The 19,468-nt window shown below is 43.9% G+C and carries 10 protein-coding genes, 11 tRNA genes and 5 rRNA genes; 2 read left to right on the top strand and 24 right to left on the bottom strand.

Features of this window, described 5'->3' with window-relative positions; genetic code table 11:
- Positions 1–38: 38 nt before the first annotated feature.
- The 6 genes from NYE73_RS00695 to NYE73_RS00670 all read right to left on the bottom strand — a co-directional run bounded on the left by NYE73_RS00695 (position 39) and on the right by NYE73_RS00670 (position 5,098).
- On the bottom strand, positions 39–446 hold the full coding sequence (locus tag NYE73_RS00695; protein ID WP_048395933.1) for a hypothetical protein: 408 nt from the start codon (positions 444–446) through the stop codon (positions 39–41).
- Between the two features lie 73 nt (positions 447–519).
- The gene (locus NYE73_RS00690) at positions 520–1,893 is read right to left on the bottom strand and encodes a HAMP domain-containing sensor histidine kinase (protein ID WP_259951214.1); all 1,374 of its coding nucleotides are present in this window, start codon (positions 1,891–1,893) and stop codon (positions 520–522) included.
- On the bottom strand, positions 1,890–2,561 hold the full coding sequence (locus tag NYE73_RS00685) for a response regulator transcription factor (protein ID WP_048395929.1): 672 nt from the start codon (positions 2,559–2,561) through the stop codon (positions 1,890–1,892). The genes NYE73_RS00690 and NYE73_RS00685 overlap by 4 nt, the downstream gene beginning before the upstream one ends.
- Before the next feature lie 73 nt (positions 2,562–2,634).
- On the bottom strand, positions 2,635–3,732 hold the full coding sequence (locus tag NYE73_RS00680; RefSeq protein ID WP_259951213.1) for a DUF1648 domain-containing protein: 1,098 nt from the start codon (positions 3,730–3,732) through the stop codon (positions 2,635–2,637).
- Between the two features lie 4 nt (positions 3,733–3,736).
- Entirely contained in the window at positions 3,737–4,132 is a 396-nt protein-coding gene (locus NYE73_RS00675; RefSeq protein WP_048395924.1) for a GntR family transcriptional regulator, read from the bottom strand.
- A gap of 72 nt (positions 4,133–4,204) precedes the next feature.
- Positions 4,205–5,098 (bottom strand): LysR family transcriptional regulator, encoded by an 894-nt coding sequence (locus NYE73_RS00670; protein WP_257962186.1) that lies wholly within the window; start codon positions 5,096–5,098, stop codon positions 4,205–4,207.
- Positions 5,099–5,227: 129 nt separating this feature from the next.
- Between NYE73_RS00670 and NYE73_RS00665 the strand changes: the two genes are divergently transcribed.
- A complete protein-coding gene (locus tag NYE73_RS00665; RefSeq protein WP_259951212.1) occupies positions 5,228–5,893 on the top strand; it encodes an O-methyltransferase in 666 nt (221 codons plus the stop codon).
- Positions 5,894–6,167: 274 nt separating this feature from the next.
- Here the strand turns inward: NYE73_RS00665 and aceB are convergent, their stop codons facing one another.
- Both aceB and aceA read right to left on the bottom strand, forming a co-directional pair.
- Positions 6,168–7,766 (bottom strand): malate synthase A, encoded by a 1,599-nt coding sequence (gene aceB / locus NYE73_RS00660; protein ID WP_048395937.1) that lies wholly within the window; start codon positions 7,764–7,766, stop codon positions 6,168–6,170.
- A 112-nt stretch (positions 7,767–7,878) separates the two neighbouring features.
- On the bottom strand, positions 7,879–9,162 hold the full coding sequence (gene aceA / locus NYE73_RS00655) for an isocitrate lyase (protein WP_004233046.1): 1,284 nt from the start codon (positions 9,160–9,162) through the stop codon (positions 7,879–7,881).
- Between the two features lie 214 nt (positions 9,163–9,376).
- On the opposite strand from aceA, the gene NYE73_RS00650 reads away from it, so the two are divergent.
- A complete protein-coding gene (locus tag NYE73_RS00650; protein WP_054548492.1) occupies positions 9,377–10,048 on the top strand; it encodes a LytTR family DNA-binding domain-containing protein in 672 nt (223 codons plus the stop codon).
- 109 nt (positions 10,049–10,157) lie between these two features.
- On the opposite strand, the gene rrf (NYE73_RS00645) is transcribed toward NYE73_RS00650, so the two are convergent.
- The 16 genes from rrf (NYE73_RS00645) to NYE73_RS00570 all read right to left on the bottom strand — a co-directional run bounded on the left by rrf (NYE73_RS00645) (position 10,158) and on the right by NYE73_RS00570 (position 19,297).
- A 5S ribosomal RNA gene (gene rrf / locus NYE73_RS00645) occupies positions 10,158–10,273 on the bottom strand.
- A 70-nt stretch (positions 10,274–10,343) separates the two neighbouring features.
- Positions 10,344–13,271: ribosomal RNA gene (locus tag NYE73_RS00640) — 23S ribosomal RNA — on the bottom strand.
- 90 nt (positions 13,272–13,361) lie between these two features.
- Positions 13,362–13,437 (bottom strand) — tRNA-Ala (locus NYE73_RS00635).
- 12 nt (positions 13,438–13,449) lie between these two features.
- A tRNA-Ile gene (locus NYE73_RS00630) sits at positions 13,450–13,526 on the bottom strand.
- 94 nt (positions 13,527–13,620) lie between these two features.
- Positions 13,621–15,172 (bottom strand): 16S ribosomal RNA (locus NYE73_RS00625).
- A 142-nt stretch (positions 15,173–15,314) separates the two neighbouring features.
- Positions 15,315–15,390: transfer RNA gene (locus NYE73_RS00620), tRNA-Ala, on the bottom strand.
- Between the two features lie 20 nt (positions 15,391–15,410).
- Positions 15,411–15,487 (bottom strand) — tRNA-Pro (locus NYE73_RS00615).
- 9 nt (positions 15,488–15,496) lie between these two features.
- Positions 15,497–15,573, bottom strand: a tRNA-Arg gene (locus NYE73_RS00610).
- A gap of 8 nt (positions 15,574–15,581) precedes the next feature.
- A tRNA-Leu gene (locus NYE73_RS00605) sits at positions 15,582–15,670 on the bottom strand.
- 5 nt (positions 15,671–15,675) lie between these two features.
- A tRNA-Gly gene (locus NYE73_RS00600) sits at positions 15,676–15,750 on the bottom strand.
- A 37-nt stretch (positions 15,751–15,787) separates the two neighbouring features.
- Positions 15,788–15,872, bottom strand: a tRNA-Leu gene (locus NYE73_RS00595).
- Between the two features lie 17 nt (positions 15,873–15,889).
- Positions 15,890–15,965, bottom strand: a tRNA-Lys gene (locus NYE73_RS00590).
- A 7-nt stretch (positions 15,966–15,972) separates the two neighbouring features.
- Positions 15,973–16,048: transfer RNA gene (locus NYE73_RS00585), tRNA-Thr, on the bottom strand.
- A 3-nt stretch (positions 16,049–16,051) separates the two neighbouring features.
- A tRNA-Val gene (locus NYE73_RS00580) sits at positions 16,052–16,127 on the bottom strand.
- Positions 16,128–16,137: 10 nt separating this feature from the next.
- Positions 16,138–16,253 (bottom strand): 5S ribosomal RNA (rrf, locus tag NYE73_RS00575).
- Positions 16,254–16,369: 116 nt separating this feature from the next.
- A 23S ribosomal RNA gene (locus tag NYE73_RS00570) occupies positions 16,370–19,297 on the bottom strand.
- The 16S, 23S and 5S rRNA genes sit together here with 11 tRNA genes alongside, the layout of an rRNA operon.
- Positions 19,298–19,468: the final 171 nt, after the last annotated feature.

Here is a 19,468-nt window from a genome sequence, read left to right as displayed (position 1 = left end):
TAAAACCTACCGCATCACGAATGACACGGTAGGTTTTATTAAAGACTGCTATTATCCTTTTGTTGTTGAATCATAAATGTTACAACAATAAATAAAGCAAAGCTAATTAATAGTGTAGTTCCTCCTACAATAAAGAAGACTAATGTAAAAGTGCTACCAAAATTAAATGGATTTATATTGTAAAACCACATGCCTAACGTTAAGCCCAGAACACCCACAATAGCTGTCCAACCATGAATGGTTACTAATTTTTGTGATTTCACTTTGAAGGCTCTATAAAAAATACCCCAGGCAAACATACTAAGCCAGCCGACCAGTAAAATATGTGCATGTATCGGTCTATATTCATAGCTACCTGATCCCGACATATGTGAACCTAAATATGTGCCGATTAAAGCAAAGATTGCCGCTAATCGAATAAGACGTATGCTCCACTTTTGTTCCATACGATAACTCCCCCTAGTTGTGTTTCAACTAAGTAGCAGTTTATCGTGTGAACATGAACTTTATATGAACTCCTTATGACAAAATTGGTAGATGGATATAAACCTTTGTGCCCGCATGCATCGTACTTTGCATCTGTACGGTCCCTCCATGTAGCTCAACAATTTGTTTGACAATCGCTAAACCTAGCCCTGTCCCTTGCTTGGTTCTAGACGCATCGGCGCGATAAAAACGGTCATATGCTTTGGCTAATTGATCCTCAGTCATTCCTATCCCACTGTCCTCAACAAGAATTTCAAGTGAGGCAGATTTTTTTTGTAAATGTAGATGTATTTGCCCACCCTCTACATTATATTTAATGGCATTTGTCAGTAAATTATCCCATACATTTTGTAAAAGCCCTGCATCGCCATCAAAAATAATTTGCTCAAGCTTATATGATATTTGAAGCTGTGACTCTTCCATTTGCCAGCGATACTTTCGTACGGTTTCCTTCAACTGCTCATCTAAACGATAAGACTCACGTTTTACAATTCTTGTCGATTGATCAAGGGAAGTTAATAATAATAACTGTTTCGTTAATGTAGATAGGCGTTTTGTTTCTAGCTCTATGATTGCTGCATATTCCTGTCTTTCCTGTTCAGTAAGGGAAGGATTTTTCAGTAAATCTACATACCCTTGAATATTTAATAAAGGCGACTGAAAATCATGTGATACATTACTAATAAATTCCTTCCGTGTACGATCATTTTCCTGTAATCTCTCGGTCATCCTATTAAAGCTTGATGCTAATTGACCAATTTCATCTGCACGATCAATATCTAGAACTGTATCAAATTTTTCATGTGCTAGCTGTTGAGTGGCTGCTGTTAACTTCGTAATGGGGCGAATTAATGCTTTAGCAAATAGTAGCATGGCAAGAAGACTCAGTACTGTCATAACCAACATTAATCCTGCGAGTATTGTATGCACCTCAGAAAACAATAAACGAATATCTGGTCTTATGAATAGTGCATAGGACTTGCTTTCATAGGTAAATGGCACACCAATTGTATTATTCAGTTCGTTAGCAAAAAATCCTGTTACAAAGGTTTCTTTAGGAAAATCTCGCATACCATGATAGGTTTCCCCATTTAAAACATGCTCCACAACAGATGTTGACAATGTTTTATCACGATATGGACCGCCAAAAAAATGCCCCTCCTCACCAGTTGTCACATATATTTGATAGCCGATTTCACCCAAGGTTGTCAGATAGCTATTTAAATCTTCTGGTTCGTCTGTCTCAATATAATGCACAATATCCTGTGCTATGCTAACGTTTTTCGCATCATTTTTTTCTTTTACAACTTGATGGTAATAGGTATTCGTTACCAAAAAGCCCATACATAAGCTTCCGATCATTACTAGCATTGTTGTTACAACAAATTTACTATATAACGTTTTCATGTTGTTTCCTCTAGCTTATAGCCAACACCTCTTACTGTTGTAATTTCAACAGCCGTGTCATATCGGTTTAATCTTTCACGAATCCGCTTCACATGCGTATTTAACGTTTGCTCATCTCCATCATAGTCATAGCCCCATACTTGTTCCATAATATAGCTGCGAGTAAATACTTGATGGGGGCGTGATGCTAACAAAGCCAGTAATTCAAATTCCTTTAAAGGTAATATAAGTGTATTTTCCCCTATTACAACCTCAAAGCTTCGTCGGTCAATTACTAGTTTACCTACTTGAATGGTTACTTGATTTTTTTTATCAAATCTCCTCAAAATTGCAGCTATACGAAATAATAATTCCTTTGGTTCAAAGGGCTTTACAACATAATCGTCAGATCCTGCTAAAAAGCCACGTTCTTTATCCTCTAGCTCACCTTTTGCTGTTAATAATAAAACAGGAATATCATAATCTTGAGTTAAATACTCTGTTAGTGTAAAACCATCCATTCCTGGCATCATCACATCGACAACAGCTAAATCAGGCAGATTCCCTTCGAGTAAGGCTAGTGCCTGCTTTGCATTTTCAGCAAGTAGCACTTGGTAGCCTTCCTTTGTAAGATAAATATTGACTAGCTGTAAAATATGAACGTCATCATCGACAACAAGGATCTTCATCTGCCCACCTCCAGTTAATAAGAAAAAATCCGATCATATAGAACGAATTTTTTCATCACAAATTACTATAATTTTATAACGAAAATATAGAAATCAACAGCAATAAGAGAAAAGGTAAACCAATCACAATATAGCCTCTAGGATTGGCAAGGTTCATGGTCCATCCTACCCCGAAGCGTTTCTCCACAAAAACGGATGGGTCTTGTCGATTCATATAAATTAAGCCGCCCTTCCAATAACGATCCTCATCCACGTCCATTACCTTGGAATCTATATTTGCTTCATAGCGTACTTTATGTTTATACTTTTTCACCACATATATCAGTAATGAACCCAGCAAAACAACTAAGAACAAAATAAATACTGGTAATAGCTTATAGCCTACTGTCATAGAAGGATAGATGTTGCTTAATTGTAAAATTGTTAATAAAGCTGTTAATGCAGAACTTATCAGTAGTATTTGCCAACTCATGTATTTTCGTGTTTTTAGCTGATCCTCCAACGATTCCTCTTTGCGATTTACAGCTAATTTAATTGCAGAACGTTTAATGGAGTCGGTAATTCCCCACATCATACATTGCATCATTAGCATTACCAGTGGCAGTGAAATAGCCGTAAAATAGGTCTTGTTTCTCCATGCATCCGCTTCACCACTCGGCCCCCAATGTACTGCTATATCATTTGGCATGCGATCGTAATGAAGGTATGTGTAAATGATCAAAAATACGGATATTCCTAATGGTACAGCAAAAAAAGACCAAGGAAGCATTTCATCACGACTTCTTGCAGTTAAATCCACTGCCCGTACTTGTTTAATATTTGCACCCCACTGCTCTTGTTTTTTCAACTTCGATACCTTTTGATGATTTATCCAATACAACGCCATACTTACTGTAAGCATACTAAACAAACAGCTTAATAAAACAATACTTTGAATAGCTTCAGAAGGAGCAAATTGATTGTAACTTATAATCATGATGATTAGAAAAACTATCCCTGTTCCCCCTACGAACCGCACATACTGTTTTTTCAACTGAGCTAAGATGGGATGCTTAATAATTTGATCAGGCACTGTGACTCCAAAAACGATAGTCTCTCTTACAATATAGGGAACGACTATTTGCAAAGCTAATGTCATGATGTAAATGGTTATAAAAACGCCAAGTAGCATTTTGCTACACTCCCTCTGCTGGAATTTGCAAATCAGCAAATACTTTTTTCATCATGTGCTCAATTTGTTCAGCTGTTGCACCGAGCACCATTCCTTCTGCCACAACAGGTTTTAAATTCTTTTCGATTTGTCGTAGTTGCTCAGGTGATAAAGCTCTCTCCTCTGCTGAACTTATAATAGCTCCAGATTTTGGCCGAATGGTAATAATCCCTTTCGCCTCTAATTCATGATAACTCTTATTAACAGTATGCATATTAACACCTAAATCGGCAGCTAAACTCCGCACAGATGGCAAAGTATCACCTGGCTTCATTTCTCCTCTAGCAATTCCTTCAATAATTTGACGTGTTACCTGCTCATAAATAGGTACGTCTGATTGAAATTCTATTTGAATAAACATGTTTATCAGCTCCACATTTGTTATACAACTAATATAACAAATTTCTCTCCACCTTGCATGAGATTCAAATGTTTAAATGGGGGAATTTTTTATGGTTTCAATAAATCTTTGCACAAGTAAATTCTGCTTCTCATTATTCCTTGTACAAATTGCAATTTTATGTTTAATGGCATGTATATCCTTCACATAAACTCTCGCCAATTGCCCACTCTCTACATACTCTCTAACCGCAAGAGAAGAAATAAAATTTGCACCATAGCCCGCCATGACTGAGCGAATGGTTTCATGAATACCATTAAATTGGAGTGCGATATTTGGTGGTCTCACTTGGTATGTTTGACATAATGAGAAAAGATGCTCCCTCATCGAACTACCTACTTCTCTCATAATAAAAGGCTCCTGAAACATTTCAACTAATGTAATAGACTGATGTGCATAGCGATGATTTGGCGATACAACAAACCATAATTCATCCTCATATAATTCCTCCCACTCTATTTCCTTAGGTCTTTCAGACATTCCCCCACCGTAAATAGCCATATCCGCTTTATAGTTTATTAACTGTTCAAAGGCATCCTTTGTGTTGGTTGTTGTAATCATTAAATTCGCCTGTTCATTAGCAGCCTTGAAAGTAGCCGCCCATTTAGGAATTAAAAAATTAGCAGGTAAGAAAGTTGCAACAATGTGTAAATTCCCAGTTCTTGCAAGTCGATAATCTTCTATAAATGTTTCAATATGTTGCTCAAGAGCAATAAGATTTTGAGCTTTTTCTGCTAGTGTCACACCGAATTCAGTAAGTACTACACCACGTCCCTGTTGTTGAAATAGCTGGACTCCAATTTCATGTTCAAAACGTTTGATTTGACTTGAAACTGCAGGTTGACTTATGCATAGCATTTCTGCAGCTTTTGTAAAACTGCCTGTAATCGCAACTTGATAAAACAATTTTAAGCCATGACTATTCATGATTTAACCTCAATTCATAATCTTTAGTTATGTATTAATAATAATAATATATTTTTATTATGATTCATTCTATCATACACTTTATTGGCAAGCTTGCACTTTAAAGCATAATGAAATGAGGACTGTATAATGACAGAATTAAATGTTTGGCAATACGTAGATGACTATTTCATGACTAAGCTCCTTCCAGAAAACGAACATCTTAATACTGCACTACAGGCTAATAAAGCTGCAGGTATTCCAGAGATTGATGTATCTCCTACTCAAGGGAGACTGTTATATTTACTCGCAAAAATGAAAAGTGCGGTAAATATTTTAGAGATCGGCACACTTGGAGGCTATAGCAGTATTTGTTTAGCCCAAGCTCTTCCTCAGGCAGGAAAAATTGTGACATTAGAAATTAATGAAGAGTACGCCAAAGTTGCCAAGCAAAATATAGCGAATGCAGGGTATGGACCAAAGGTCGAGGTCATTGTAGGAAATGCCCTAGATACATTACCAAACTTAAAAAACGCTGGACTATTATTTGACTTTATCTTTATTGATGCTGATAAACCTAATAACCCCGCTTACTTGAAGTGGGCTTTAAAATTAGCAAAATCTGGCGCTCTTATCATTGCAGATAATGTTGTACGTAATGGTGAGGTAACTAATGAAAATAGTGAGGATGAACGTGTTAGAGGCGTACAAGAATTTATAGATTTAGTAAAAGCAAACCCAAGAATTGAAGCAACGGCTATACAAACAGTGGGTGTCAAAGGGTATGATGGCTTTGTACTAGCCGTAGTAAATTAGCATAGAAAAACCGCGTAACTAAAAAAGCAGTTACGCGGATGTACTATATAAAAGATGCCTTACTGCTCCCCATCTAAGCTAGTAAGACATCTTTATCCCTTAAAATCTCTTAACTTTTATTTATAGACCCCTTTTAATTCAATCGTGCTCATCTCTTTAAACGGGGGAACAGACCCCGTCACGTTATGTTAGTGGAATAGGCTGGATTGTACTCGAGTGCAATCCTTAGATAGTTATTAGGAAAGTTTGATATGTTGGATAGTAGACTTGTATTTTACGCTAATTTTTCATACCCTGGAAGTGTCAAGAATTCCGCAAATTCATCTTGTTCAATTAAGGATTTAAACAGTTCAGCAGCTTCTTCATAGCGACCACTGTTATAAGCTTGTTCCCCAACAGCCTCTTTAATTTTCACAAGTTCTTCTTCCAATATTTCTAAAACAAATGCTAGTGTAATACCACGTCCATCATCTAAGATTCCTTTCGGATGACGGATCCATTGCCATACTTGTGTACGAGAGATTTCTGCTGTTGCAGCATCCTCCATCAAGTTATTAATTGGTGCAGCTCCGTTACCTCGAAGCCATGAAGCAATATATTGTACACCAACACTACAGTTAATACGTAGACCTTCAATTGTTATTGTTCCTTCTGGTACAGCTACTAAATCTTCGGCAGATACTTGTACATCCTCACGCTTTTTATGAATTTGGTTAGGCGTTGTCATAATTGCATCAAATTGCTCCATCGCTGTTGCAACCATACCAGGATGTGCTACCCATGTACCGTCGTGCCCCTCTGTTGCCTCACGACGTTTATCTTCTGCCACCTTTGCAAATGCCACTGCATTCGCCTCATCGTCATTTTTAACTGGAATTTGAGCTGCCATTCCGCCCATTGCTGGTGCATTTCGCTTGTGACATGTTTGAATACATAAAGATGTATAGGCTTTCATAAAAGGTACTGTCATCGTTACTTGCCCACGGTCTGGCAAAATAACATCAGCTTGATTGCGTAGACGCTTAATATAGCTGAAAATATAATCCCAACGACCGCAATTCAAACCAGCTGAATGTTCACGTAGCTCATATAAAATTTCATCCATCTCAAACGCAGCTAAAATCGTTTCGATTAATACAGTAGCTTTTATTGTCCCCTGTGGAATACCAATATAATCTTGAGCAAACACAAAGACATCATTCCATAGTCGAGCCTCTAAATGACTTTCAAGTTTTGGTAGATAGAAATATGGCCCTGTACCTTGTGCAAGTGCGTTTTTGGCATTGTGGAATAGATATAAACCGAAATCAAAGAAACTGCCAGAAATCGGCTCTCCATCCACCAGGACATGCTTCTCAAGCAAGTGTAGACCTCGTGGACGAACTAACAGCACTGCTGTCTCATCATTTAATTTATATGTTTTACCATTGGATTCTTGTGTAAACTCAATCGTCTTATTAATAGCATCACGCATATTAATTTGACCGCCAATCATATTTTCCCATGTCGGAGAAGATGCGTCTTCAAAGCATGCCATGAACATTTTTGCTCCAGAATTTAACGCATTAATAACCATTTTCCGATCAACTGGCCCTGTAATTTCAACACGGCGATCTTGTAAGTCGTTTGGAAGTGGTGCGATTACCCAATCACCTTCCCGAATATGCTTTGTCTCTGGTAGGAAATCCAGCTTCTCTCCCGCATCAAGTCGTTTTTGGCGTTCTTGTCGAGCCTCCAACAGCTCCTTGCGACGAGCATCAAATTTTTCGTGCAGAGCAAGAACAAATTCAAGAGCTTCAGGTGTCAAAATTTCATTAGTTTGCTCATTTTGTTCTCCAACAATTTTAAGCTTACCTGTCGTTGCTTGTTCCATTAGCTGTTTACCCACCTTTGCCATTTTAGTTTCGTCATCCCCCGCTTTAGGAGGAGCGGAGGAGACTATTCTATGATTATGAATTTAGGAAAACACGTATTTAAATTACGACTTATACAAACTGTTCCGTTTCAGTAGAACCTGCCATTGCTGTTGTAGAAGAAGTACCACCAGAGATAACTTGAGAGATTTCATCAAAGTATCCAGTACCTACTTCGCGTTGGTGACGTGTAGCTGTATAGCCTTTAGACTCAGAAGCAAATTCTGCTTGTTGTAGCTTAGAATATGCAGCCATACCATTATCTTTATAGTCATGAGCAAGCTCAAACATAGAGTGGTTAAGTGCATGGAAACCTGCTAAAGTAACGAATTGGAATTTGTAACCCAACTTACCAAGTTCACGTTGATACTCTGCAATTTCTTCTTCTGAAAGATTTGCCTTCCAGTTGAATGAAGGTGAGCAGTTGTATGCAAGCATTTTACCTGGGAACTCAGCATGAATAGCTTCAGCAAATTCTCTAGCTTCTTCAAGTGATGGTTTAGAAGTTTCACACCAAATTAAATCTGCATATGGAGCGTAAGCTAAACCACGAGCAATTGCTTGTTTGATTCCAGCTTTTGTACGGAAGAAGCCTTCAGGTGTGCGTTCACCAGTGATGAACTCTGCATCACGTGGATCAATATCTGATGTAACCATATCAGCAGCATCAGCATCTGTACGTGCAATTAAAATTGTATCTACACCCATTACATCTGTTGCTAAACGTGCAGCTACTAAGTTACGAACAGCATTTTGTGTTGGAAGTAATACTTTACCTCCAAGGTGTCCACATTTCTTTTCAGATGCTAATTGATCTTCTAAGTGAACACCCGCTGCTCCTGCTTCAATCATACCTTTTACAAGCTCGAATACGTTTAGAGGCCCACCAAAACCTGCTTCTGCGTCTGCTACGATTGGCGCGAACCAATCAAATTGATCAACACGTCCTTCAGCATGATCAATTTGATCTGCACGTTGAAGCGCTTGATTAATTCGTTTTACTACTGCTGGTACAGAGTTAGCTGGATATAATGATTGGTCAGGATACATTTGACCAGACAGGTTTGCATCAGCAGCTACTTGCCAGCCTGATAGATAGATAGCCTTTAATCCAGCTTTTACTTGTTGTACTGCCTGATTCCCCGTTAATGCCCCCAATGCATTGATAAACGGTTCCTCATGTAATGAATTCCAAAGTCGAGTAGCACCTTTTTGTGCTAGTGTTTGTTCAATTACTACTGTCCCCTGTAATTTAACAACTTCTTCAGCTGAATATGTGCGTTCAATACCAGCCCAACGTGGGTTTTCAGCCCATTGTTTTTCTAAAGCTTCGATTCTTTCTTGACGAGTTGACATATTGAAATTCCACCTTCCCCTTTGTGTACAATATACTCTGTTAAAAAACTTTTAATTATCTGTTCCATAACAGGTTTATTTGTTGTAAATTAATATATAACAGACTATTTGAATTTTCATTATTTTTCGATAAAAGATCAAATTTTAAGGATAAAACTACCTTTTTTGACGATGAAATTTGGAAGACTGTTTACAAACAAGGGGGATATTCACAATGAACAATGAGTTAAATTCTTTCGTAAAAGATATTTCACAACAATATATTTTTATGTTGAAAGACTGGATACCTGCTGATTCATCCATTGCTATTGCTGTTGAAAATGCTTATGTTTATTTTCACTCTGGTCACCAAAGTATTCATTTAGAGATAGGTCAACAAGTATTACCTGGGAGTATTGCCGACCAAGTGTTACAGACTCAAAAAAAAACAGATGCTATTTTAGATAATTCTCTTTTCGATACGCCATATTATGGCATTGGTTATCCCATATACATTCAAAATAAGCCTGCTGCTCTCGTCATTATCCTACCGTCATCATTTACAGCAAAAAGAGCAGAACCATTTCAATTTTTAACTGGAAAGCAAGAGGAGGAATGGAATCCTGTAGCAATTAATAAAATATCTCATATTGAAAGCCTACAGAAAAAAACATGGTTTTATGTAGAGGGGGATCAGTATAAAACAAGTATTACACTTAAAGAACTTCAATTACGATTACCATCATATTTTATTCGTATCCATAGATCTTACATCGTAAATATACATTTCATAAAAAAAATGGCACGTGATTTAACGTCAAATTTTATTGTCACTTTAATTGATGGAAGTGAGTTACCAGTAAGTCAATCTTATTTAAATGATCTTCGGAGTGCTCTTGAGTTTTAGTATATACGGCTGTCTTTTTCCGGGGACAGCCTACTTTAAACTATCTTCTTAATTTGAGACAACAAAAAAGCAAAAAAGATCAGAGAATTTATTCTCTGATCTTTCTTTTGCCTAGCGACGTCCTACTCTCACAGGGGGAAGCCCCCAACTACCATCGGCGCTAAAGAGCTTAACTTCCGTGTTCGGTATGGGAACGGGTGTGACCTCTTTGCCATCATCACTAGACTTTGTATTTAATTGAAAGATTTGTTCTTTCAAAACTGGATAAACGGTGCATTGAATGTTTTAAACTTTTTTGGTTAAGTCCTCGATCGATTAGTATTCGTCAGCTCCATGTGTCACCACACTTCCACCTCGAACCTATCTACCTCATCGTCTTTGAGGGATCTTACTTACTTGCGTAATGGGAAATCTCATCTTGAGGGGGGCTTCATGCTTAGATGCTTTCAGCACTTATCCCGTCCACACATAGCTACCCAGCGATGCCTTTGGCAAGACAACTGGTACACCAGCGGTGTGTCCATCCCGGTCCTCTCGTACTAAGGACAGCTCCTCTCAAATTTCCTACGCCCACGACGGATAGGGACCGAACTGTCTCACGACGTTCTGAACCCAGCTCGCGTACCGCTTTAATGGGCGAACAGCCCAACCCTTGGGACCGACTACAGCCCCAGGATGCGATGAGCCGACATCGAGGTGCCAAACCTCCCCGTCGATGTGGACTCTTGGGGGAGATAAGCCTGTTATCCCCGGGGTAGCTTTTATCCGTTGAGCGATGGCCCTTCCATGCGGAACCACCGGATCACTAAGCCCGTCTTTCGACCCTGCTCGACTTGTAGGTCTCGCAGTCAAGCTCCCTTGTGCCTTTACACTCTACGAATGATTTCCAACCATTCTGAGGGAACCTTTGGGCGCCTCCGTTACCTTTTAGGAGGCGACCGCCCCAGTCAAACTGTCCGCCTGACACTGTCTCCTGCCCCGCTAAGGGGCATGGGTTAGAATTTCAATACAACCAGGGTAGTATCCCACCGACGCCTCCTTCGAAGCTGGCGCTCCGAGATCTCTGGCTCCTACCTATCCTGTACAAGTTGTACCAAAATTCAATATCAGGCTACAGTAAAGCTCCACGGGGTCTTTCCGTCCTGTCGCGGGTAACCTGCATCTTCACAGGTACTATAATTTCACCGAGTCTCTCGTTGAGACAGTGCCCAGATCGTTACGCCTTTCGTGCGGGTCGGAACTTACCCGACAAGGAATTTCGCTACCTTAGGACCGTTATAGTTACGGCCGCCGTTTACTGGGGCTTCAATTCGCAGCTTCGCTTGCGCTAACCACTCCTCTTAACCTTCCAGCACCGGGCAGGCGTCAGCCCCTATACGTCACCTTACGGTTTTGCAGAGACCTGTGTTTTTGCTAAACAGTCGCCTGGGCCTATTCACTGCGGCTCTCATGCGCTTGCACGCTCAAGAGCACCCCTTCTCCCGAAGTTACGGGGTCATTTTGCCGAGTTCCTTAACGAGAGTTCTCTCGCACACCTTAGGATTCTCTCCTCGACTACCTGTGTCGGTTTGCGGTACGGGCACCTCTCACCTCGATAGAGGCTTTTCTTGGCAGTGTGAAATCAGGAACTTCGTCCATACGGACTCGCCATCACAGCTCAACGTTACAGTGTGCGGATTTGCCTACACACACGCCTTACTGCTTGGACGCGCACAACCAACGGCGCGCTTACCCTATCCTACTGCGTCCCCCCATTTCTCAAACGGTGAGGAGGTGGTACAGGAATATCAACCTGTTGTCCATCGCCTACGCCTATCGGCCTCGGCTTAGGTCCCGACTAACCCTGAGCGGACGAGCCTTCCTCAGGAAACCTTAGTCATACGGTGGACGGGATTCTCACCCGTCTTTCGCTACTCATACCGGCATTCTCACTTCTAAGCGCTCCACCAGTCCTTCCGATCTGACTTCAACGCACTTAGAACGCTCTCCTACCACTGACATCGTAGATGTCAATCCACAGCTTCGGTGAATCGTTTAGCCCCGATACATTTTCGGCGCAGCGTCACTCGACCAGTGAGCTATTACGCACTCTTTAAATGATGGCTGCTTCTAAGCCAACATCCTGGTTGTCTGTGCAACGCCACATCCTTTTCCACTTAACGATTACTTTGGGACCTTAGCTGGTGGTCTGGGCTGTTTCCCTTTTGACTACGGATCTTATCACTCGCAGTCTGACTCCCGTGTATAAATATCTGGCATTCGGAGTTTGTCTGAATTCGGTAAACCGGGATGGCCCCCTAGTCCAAACAGTGCTCTACCTCCAGTATTCTCATCACGAGGCTAGCCCTAAAGCTATTTCGGAGAGAACCAGCTATCTCCAAGTTCGATTGGAATTTCTCCGCTACCCACACCTCATCCCCGCACTTTTCAACGTGCGTGGGTTCGGGCCTCCAGTAAGTGTTACCTCACCTTCACCCTGGACATGGGTAGATCACCTGGTTTCGGGTCTACGACCACGTACTATTTCGCCCTATTCAGACTCGCTTTCGCTGCGGCTCCGCCTTCTAAAGCTTAACCTTGCACGTAATCGTAACTCGCCGGTTCATTCTACAAAAGGCACGCTATCACCCATTAACGGGCTCTAACTACTTGTAGGCACACGGTTTCAGGATCTCTTTCACTCCCCTTCCGGGGTGCTTTTCACCTTTCCCTCACGGTACTGGTTCACTATCGGTCACTAGGTAGTATTTAGCCTTGGGAGATGGTCCTCCCGGATTCCGACGGAATTTCACGTGTTCCGCCGTACTCAGGATCCACTCAGGAGAGAACGAACTTTCGACTACAGGGCTTTTACCTGCTCTGGCGGACCTTTCCAAGTCGCTTCATCTAACTCGCTCTTTTGTAACTCCGTATAGAGTGTCCTACAACCCCAAGAGGCAAGCCTCTTGGTTTGGGCTCTTCCCGTTTCGCTCGCCGCTACTCAGGGAATCGATTTTTCTTTCTCTTCCTCCAGGTACTTAGATGTTTCAGTTCCCTGGGTCTGCCTTCAAGACGCTATGTATTCACGTCAAGATACTACGCGATTAAACGTAGTGGGTTCCCCCATTCGGAAATCTCCGGATCAAAGCTCACTTACAGCTCCCCGAAGCATATCGGTGTTAGTGCCGTCCTTCTTCGGCTCCTAGTGCCAAGGCATTCGCCGTGCGCCCTTAATAACTTAACCAAGTTATTAAGCCTATAAAAAACTTAAAAAAATAAATGTGTTTGTTACAATTTCAATGTCGTTTTATCCAGTTTTCAAAGAACAAAAAAATGGTGGAGCCTAGCGGGATCGAACCGCTGACCTCCTGCGTGCAAGGCAGGCGCTCTCCCAGCTGAGCTAAGGCCCCAAGAGGTATATATGGTGGGCCTAAATGGACTCGAACCATCGACCTCACGCTTATCAGGCGTGCGCTCTAACCAGCTGAGCTATAGGCCCTCTTGGAAGTTTTATTAAATTTCATAAACCTTCAAAACTGAACGCAAAACGTAATCTTACAAACCCAAGGTTTGTATTCCGAAATAATCCTTAGAAAGGAGGTGATCCAGCCGCACCTTCCGATACGGCTACCTTGTTACGACTTCACCCCAATCATCTATCCCACCTTCGGCGGCTGGCTCCAAAAGGTTACCTCACCGACTTCGGGTGTTACAAACTCTCGTGGTGTGACGGGCGGTGTGTACAAGGCCCGGGAACGTATTCACCGCGGCATGCTGATCCGCGATTACTAGCGATTCCGGCTTCATGTAGGCGAGTTGCAGCCTACAATCCGAACTGAGAACGACTTTATCGGATTAGCTCCCTCTCGCGAGTTGGCAACCGTTTGTATCGTCCATTGTAGCACGTGTGTAGCCCAGGTCATAAGGGGCATGATGATTTGACGTCATCCCCACCTTCCTCCGGTTTGTCACCGGCAGTCACCTTAGAGTGCCCAACTAAATGATGGCAACTAAGATCAAGGGTTGCGCTCGTTGCGGGACTTAACCCAACATCTCACGACACGAGCTGACGACAACCATGCACCACCTGTCACCGTTGCCCCCGAAGGGGAAACTATATCTCTACAGTGGTCAACGGGATGTCAAGACCTGGTAAGGTTCTTCGCGTTGCTTCGAATTAAACCACATGCTCCACCGCTTGTGCGGGCCCCCGTCAATTCCTTTGAGTTTCAGTCTTGCGACCGTACTCCCCAGGCGGAGTGCTTAATGCGTTAGCTGCAGCACTAAGGGGCGGAAACCCCCTAACACTTAGCACTCATCGTTTACGGCGTGGACTACCAGGGTATCTAATCCTGTTTGCTCCCCACGCTTTCGCGCCTCAGCGTCAGTTACAGACCAGAAAGTCGCCTTCGCCACTGGTGTTCCTCCAAATCTCTACGCATTTCACCGCTACACTTGGAATTCCACTTTCCTCTTCTGCACTCAAGTCCCCCAGTTTCCAATGACCCTCCACGGTTGAGCCGTGGGCTTTCACATCAGACTTAAAGGACCGCCTGCGCGCGCTTTACGCCCAATAATTCCGGACAACGCTTGCCACCTACGTATTACCGCGGCTGCTGGCACGTAGTTAGCCGTGGCTTTCTAATAAGGTACCGTCAAGGTACAGCCAGTTACTACTGTACTTGTTCTTCCCTTACAACAGAGTTTTACGATCCGAAAACCTTCTTCACTCACGCGGCGTTGCTCCATCAGGCTTTCGCCCATTGTGGAAGATTCCCTACTGCTGCCTCCCGTAGGAGTCTGGGCCGTGTCTCAGTCCCAGTGTGGCCGATCACCCTCTCAGGTCGGCTACGCATCGTCGCCTTGGTGAGCCGTTACCTCACCAACTAGCTAATGCGCCGCGGGCCCATCCTATAGCGACAGCCGAAACCGTCTTTCAGTCTTTCACCATGAAGCAAAAGAGATTATTCGGTATTAGCCCCGGTTTCCCGGAGTTATCCCAAACTATAGGGTAGGTTGCCCACGTGTTACTCACCCGTCCGCCGCTAACGTCAAAGGAGCAAGCTCCTTTTCTGTTCGCTCGACTTGCATGTATTAGGCACGCCGCCAGCGTTCGTCCTGAGCCAGGATCAAACTCTCCATAAAAGAAATTTGATTAGCTCAAATTGTTTTGCTGGCATCATGTTTGATGTCCAAAATTATGTTTCGTTCACTAGCAAAACTAGCTACTTAAAACTTTATTGATTACGTTTTGCTTGTTCAGTTTTCAAGGTTCATGTAATTGAATTGGTGGAGCCTAGCGGGATCGAACCGCTGACCTCCTGCGTGCAAGGCAGGCGCTCTCCCAGCTGAGCTAAGGCCCCATATTTTTATTTTTAGGAAATGGTCGGGAAGACAGGATTCGAACCTGCGACCCCTTGGTCCCAAACCAAGTGCTCTACCAAGCTGAGCTACTTCCCGTTGTTCTTATGGCGCGCCCGACAGGAGTCGAACCCATAACCTTCTGATCCGTAGTCAGACGCTCTATCCAATTGAGCTACGGGCGCATTTAAAATGGTGCCGAGGACCGGAATCGAACCGGTACGGTAGTCACCTACCGCAGGATTTTAAGTCCTGTGCGTCTGCCAGTTCCGCCACCCCGGCACATTTGGAGCGGAAGACGAGGTTCGAACTCGCGACCCCCACCTTGGCAAGGTGGTGTTCTACCACTGAACTACTTCCGCATGTGCATAAGCTTTTTTTATCTGGCAATGAAAATAATGGTGCGGGTGAAGGGAGTCGAACCCCCACGCCTTGCGGCGCTAGATCCTAAGTCTAGTGCGTCTGCCAATTCCGCCACACCCGCTTATTATTATTTATAAATGGTGAGCCATGAAGGACTCGAACCTTCGACCCTCTGATTAAAAGTCAGATGCTCTACCAACTGAGCTAATGGCTCGAAAAAATGGTGCCGGCTATAGGAATCGAACCCACGACCTACTGATTACAAGTCAGTTGCTCTACCTGCTGAGCTAAACCGGCATATGGTGGAGGATGACGGGCTCGAACCGCCGACCCTCTGCTTGTAAGGCAGATGCTCTCCCAGCTGAGCTAATCCTCCTGGGTATTATGCCTAGCGACGTCCTACTCTCACAGGGGGAAGCCCCCAACTACCATCGGCGCTAAAGAGCTTAACTTCCGTGTTCGGTATGGGAACGGGTGTGACCTCTTTGCCATCATCACTAGACTTATTAAAAGACAAGATTTATTATACCATATTTCAGTATAAATGCAAGCTTTTTTTAAAAGCTTACTTGTTCTTTCAAAACTGGATAAACGGCGCATTGAATGTTTCAAACTTTTTTGGTTAAGTCCTCGATCGATTAGTATTCGTCAGCTCCATGTGTCACCACACTTCCACCTCGAACCTATCTACCTCATCGTCTTTGAGGGATCTTACTTACTTGCGTAATGGGAAATCTCATCTTGAGGGGGGCTTCATGCTTAGATGCTTTCAGCACTTATCCCGTCCACACATAGCTACCCAGCGATGCCTTTGGCAAGACAACTGGTACACCAGCGGTGTGTCCATCCCGGTCCTCTCGTACTAAGGACAGCTCCTCTCAAATTTCCTACGCCCACGACGGATAGGGACCGAACTGTCTCACGACGTTCTGAACCCAGCTCGCGTACCGCTTTAATGGGCGAACAGCCCAACCCTTGGGACCGACTACAGCCCCAGGATGCGATGAGCCGACATCGAGGTGCCAAACCTCCCCGTCGATGTGGACTCTTGGGGGAGATAAGCCTGTTATCCCCGGGGTAGCTTTTATCCGTTGAGCGATGGCCCTTCCATGCGGAACCACCGGATCACTAAGCCCGTCTTTCGACCCTGCTCGACTTGTAGGTCTCGCAGTCAAGCTCCCTTGTGCCTTTACACTCTACGAATGATTTCCAACCATTCTGAGGGAACCTTTGGGCGCCTCCGTTACCTTTTAGGAGGCGACCGCCCCAGTCAAACTGTCCGCCTGACACTGTCTCCTGCCCCGCTAAGGGGCATGGGTTAGAATTTCAATACAACCAGGGTAGTATCCCACCGACGCCTCCTTCGAAGCTGGCGCTCCGAGATCTCTGGCTCCTACCTATCCTGTACAAGTTGTACCAAAATTCAATATCAGGCTACAGTAAAGCTCCACGGGGTCTTTCCGTCCTGTCGCGGGTAACCTGCATCTTCACAGGTACTATAATTTCACCGAGTCTCTCGTTGAGACAGTGCCCAGATCGTTACGCCTTTCGTGCGGGTCGGAACTTACCCGACAAGGAATTTCGCTACCTTAGGACCGTTATAGTTACGGCCGCCGTTTACTGGGGCTTCAATTCGCAGCTTCGCTTGCGCTAACCACTCCTCTTAACCTTCCAGCACCGGGCAGGCGTCAGCCCCTATACGTCACCTTACGGTTTTGCAGAGACCTGTGTTTTTGCTAAACAGTCGCCTGGGCCTATTCACTGCGGCTCTCATGCGCTTGCACGCTCAAGAGCACCCCTTCTCCCGAAGTTACGGGGTCATTTTGCCGAGTTCCTTAACGAGAGTTCTCTCGCACACCTTAGGATTCTCTCCTCGACTACCTGTGTCGGTTTGCGGTACGGGCACCTCTCACCTCGATAGAGGCTTTTCTTGGCAGTGTGAAATCAGGAACTTCGTCCATACGGACTCGCCATCACAGCTCAACGTTACAGTGTGCGGATTTGCCTACACACACGCCTTACTGCTTGGACGCGCACAACCAACGGCGCGCTTACCCTATCCTACTGCGTCCCCCCATTTCTCAAACGGTGAGGAGGTGGTACAGGAATATCAACCTGTTGTCCATCGCCTACGCCTATCGGCCTCGGCTTAGGTCCCGACTAACCCTGAGCGGACGAGCCTTCCTCAGGAAACCTTAGTCATACGGTGGACGGGATTCTCACCCGTCTTTCGCTACTCATACCGGCATTCTCACTTCTAAGCGCTCCACCAGTCCTTCCGATCTGACTTCAACGCACTTAGAACGCTCTCCTACCACTGACATCGTAGATGTCAATCCACAGCTTCGGTGAATCGTTTAGCCCCGATACATTTTCGGCGCAGCGTCACTCGACCAGTGAGCTATTACGCACTCTTTAAATGATGGCTGCTTCTAAGCCAACATCCTGGTTGTCTGTGCAACGCCACATCCTTTTCCACTTAACGATTACTTTGGGACCTTAGCTGGTGGTCTGGGCTGTTTCCCTTTTGACTACGGATCTTATCACTCGCAGTCTGACTCCCGTGTATAAATATCTGGCATTCGGAGTTTGTCTGAATTCGGTAAACCGGGATGGCCCCCTAGTCCAAACAGTGCTCTACCTCCAGTATTCTCATCACGAGGCTAGCCCTAAAGCTATTTCGGAGAGAACCAGCTATCTCCAAGTTCGATTGGAATTTCTCCGCTACCCACACCTCATCCCCGCACTTTTCAACGTGCGTGGGTTCGGGCCTCCAGTAAGTGTTACCTCACCTTCACCCTGGACATGGGTAGATCACCTGGTTTCGGGTCTACGACCACGTACTATTTCGCCCTATTCAGACTCGCTTTCGCTGCGGCTCCGCCTTCTAAAGCTTAACCTTGCACGTAATCGTAACTCGCCGGTTCATTCTACAAAAGGCACGCTATCACCCATTAACGGGCTCTAACTACTTGTAGGCACACGGTTTCAGGATCTCTTTCACTCCCCTTCCGGGGTGCTTTTCACCTTTCCCTCACGGTACTGGTTCACTATCGGTCACTAGGTAGTATTTAGCCTTGGGAGATGGTCCTCCCGGATTCCGACGGAATTTCACGTGTTCCGCCGTACTCAGGATCCACTCAGGAGAGAACGAACTTTCGACTACAGGGCTTTTACCTGCTCTGGCGGACCTTTCCAAGTCGCTTCATCTAACTCGCTCTTTTGTAACTCCGTATAGAGTGTCCTACAACCCCAAGAGGCAAGCCTCTTGGTTTGGGCTCTTCCCGTTTCGCTCGCCGCTACTCAGGGAATCGATTTTTCTTTCTCTTCCTCCAGGTACTTAGATGTTTCAGTTCCCTGGGTCTGCCTTCAAGACGCTATGTATTCACGTCAAGATACTACGCGATTAAACGTAGTGGGTTCCCCCATTCGGAAATCTCCGGATCAAAGCTCACTTACAGCTCCCCGAAGCATATCGGTGTTAGTGCCGTCCTTCTTCGGCTCCTAGTGCCAAGGCATTCGCCGTGCGCCCTTAATAACTTAACCAAGTTATTAAGCCTATAAAAAAACTTAAAAAATAAATGTGTTTGTTACAATTTCAATGTCGTTTTATCCAGTTTTCAAAGAACAAGTTTTGAAGTGTTTCATTCAGATAGAATGAACCTTCAAAACTGAACGCAAAACGTAATCTTACAAACCCAAGGTTTGTATTCCGAA

Source organism: Lysinibacillus sp. FSL K6-0102, from assembly GCF_038003545.1.
GTDB lineage: Bacteria > Bacillota > Bacilli > Bacillales_A > Planococcaceae > Lysinibacillus > Lysinibacillus capsici.
This window is presented reverse-complemented; position numbering and strand designations above follow the sequence as displayed.

What these genes read in the sequence shown, in the direction of transcription:
- NYE73_RS00695 (WP_048395933.1), bottom strand. Translation starts at nt 446, where the DNA reads ATGGAACAAAAGTGGAGCATACGTCTTATTCGATTAGCGGCAATCTTT.
- NYE73_RS00690 (WP_259951214.1), bottom strand. Translation starts at nt 1,893, where the DNA reads ATGAAAACGTTATATAGTAAATTTGTTGTAACAACAATGCTAGTAATG.
- NYE73_RS00685 (WP_048395929.1), bottom strand. Translation starts at nt 2,561, where the DNA reads ATGAAGATCCTTGTTGTCGATGATGACGTTCATATTTTACAGCTAGTC.
- NYE73_RS00680 (WP_259951213.1), bottom strand. Translation starts at nt 3,732, where the DNA reads ATGCTACTTGGCGTTTTTATAACCATTTACATCATGACATTAGCTTTG.
- NYE73_RS00675 (WP_048395924.1), bottom strand. Translation starts at nt 4,132, where the DNA reads ATGTTTATTCAAATAGAATTTCAATCAGACGTACCTATTTATGAGCAG.
- NYE73_RS00670 (WP_257962186.1), bottom strand. Translation starts at nt 5,098, where the DNA reads ATGAATAGTCATGGCTTAAAATTGTTTTATCAAGTTGCGATTACAGGC.
- NYE73_RS00665 (WP_259951212.1), top strand. Translation starts at nt 5,228, where the DNA reads ATGACAGAATTAAATGTTTGGCAATACGTAGATGACTATTTCATGACT.
- aceB (WP_048395937.1), bottom strand. Translation starts at nt 7,766, where the DNA reads ATGGAACAAGCAACGACAGGTAAGCTTAAAATTGTTGGAGAACAAAAT.
- aceA (WP_004233046.1), bottom strand. Translation starts at nt 9,162, where the DNA reads ATGTCAACTCGTCAAGAAAGAATCGAAGCTTTAGAAAAACAATGGGCT.
- NYE73_RS00650 (WP_054548492.1), top strand. Translation starts at nt 9,377, where the DNA reads ATGAACAATGAGTTAAATTCTTTCGTAAAAGATATTTCACAACAATAT.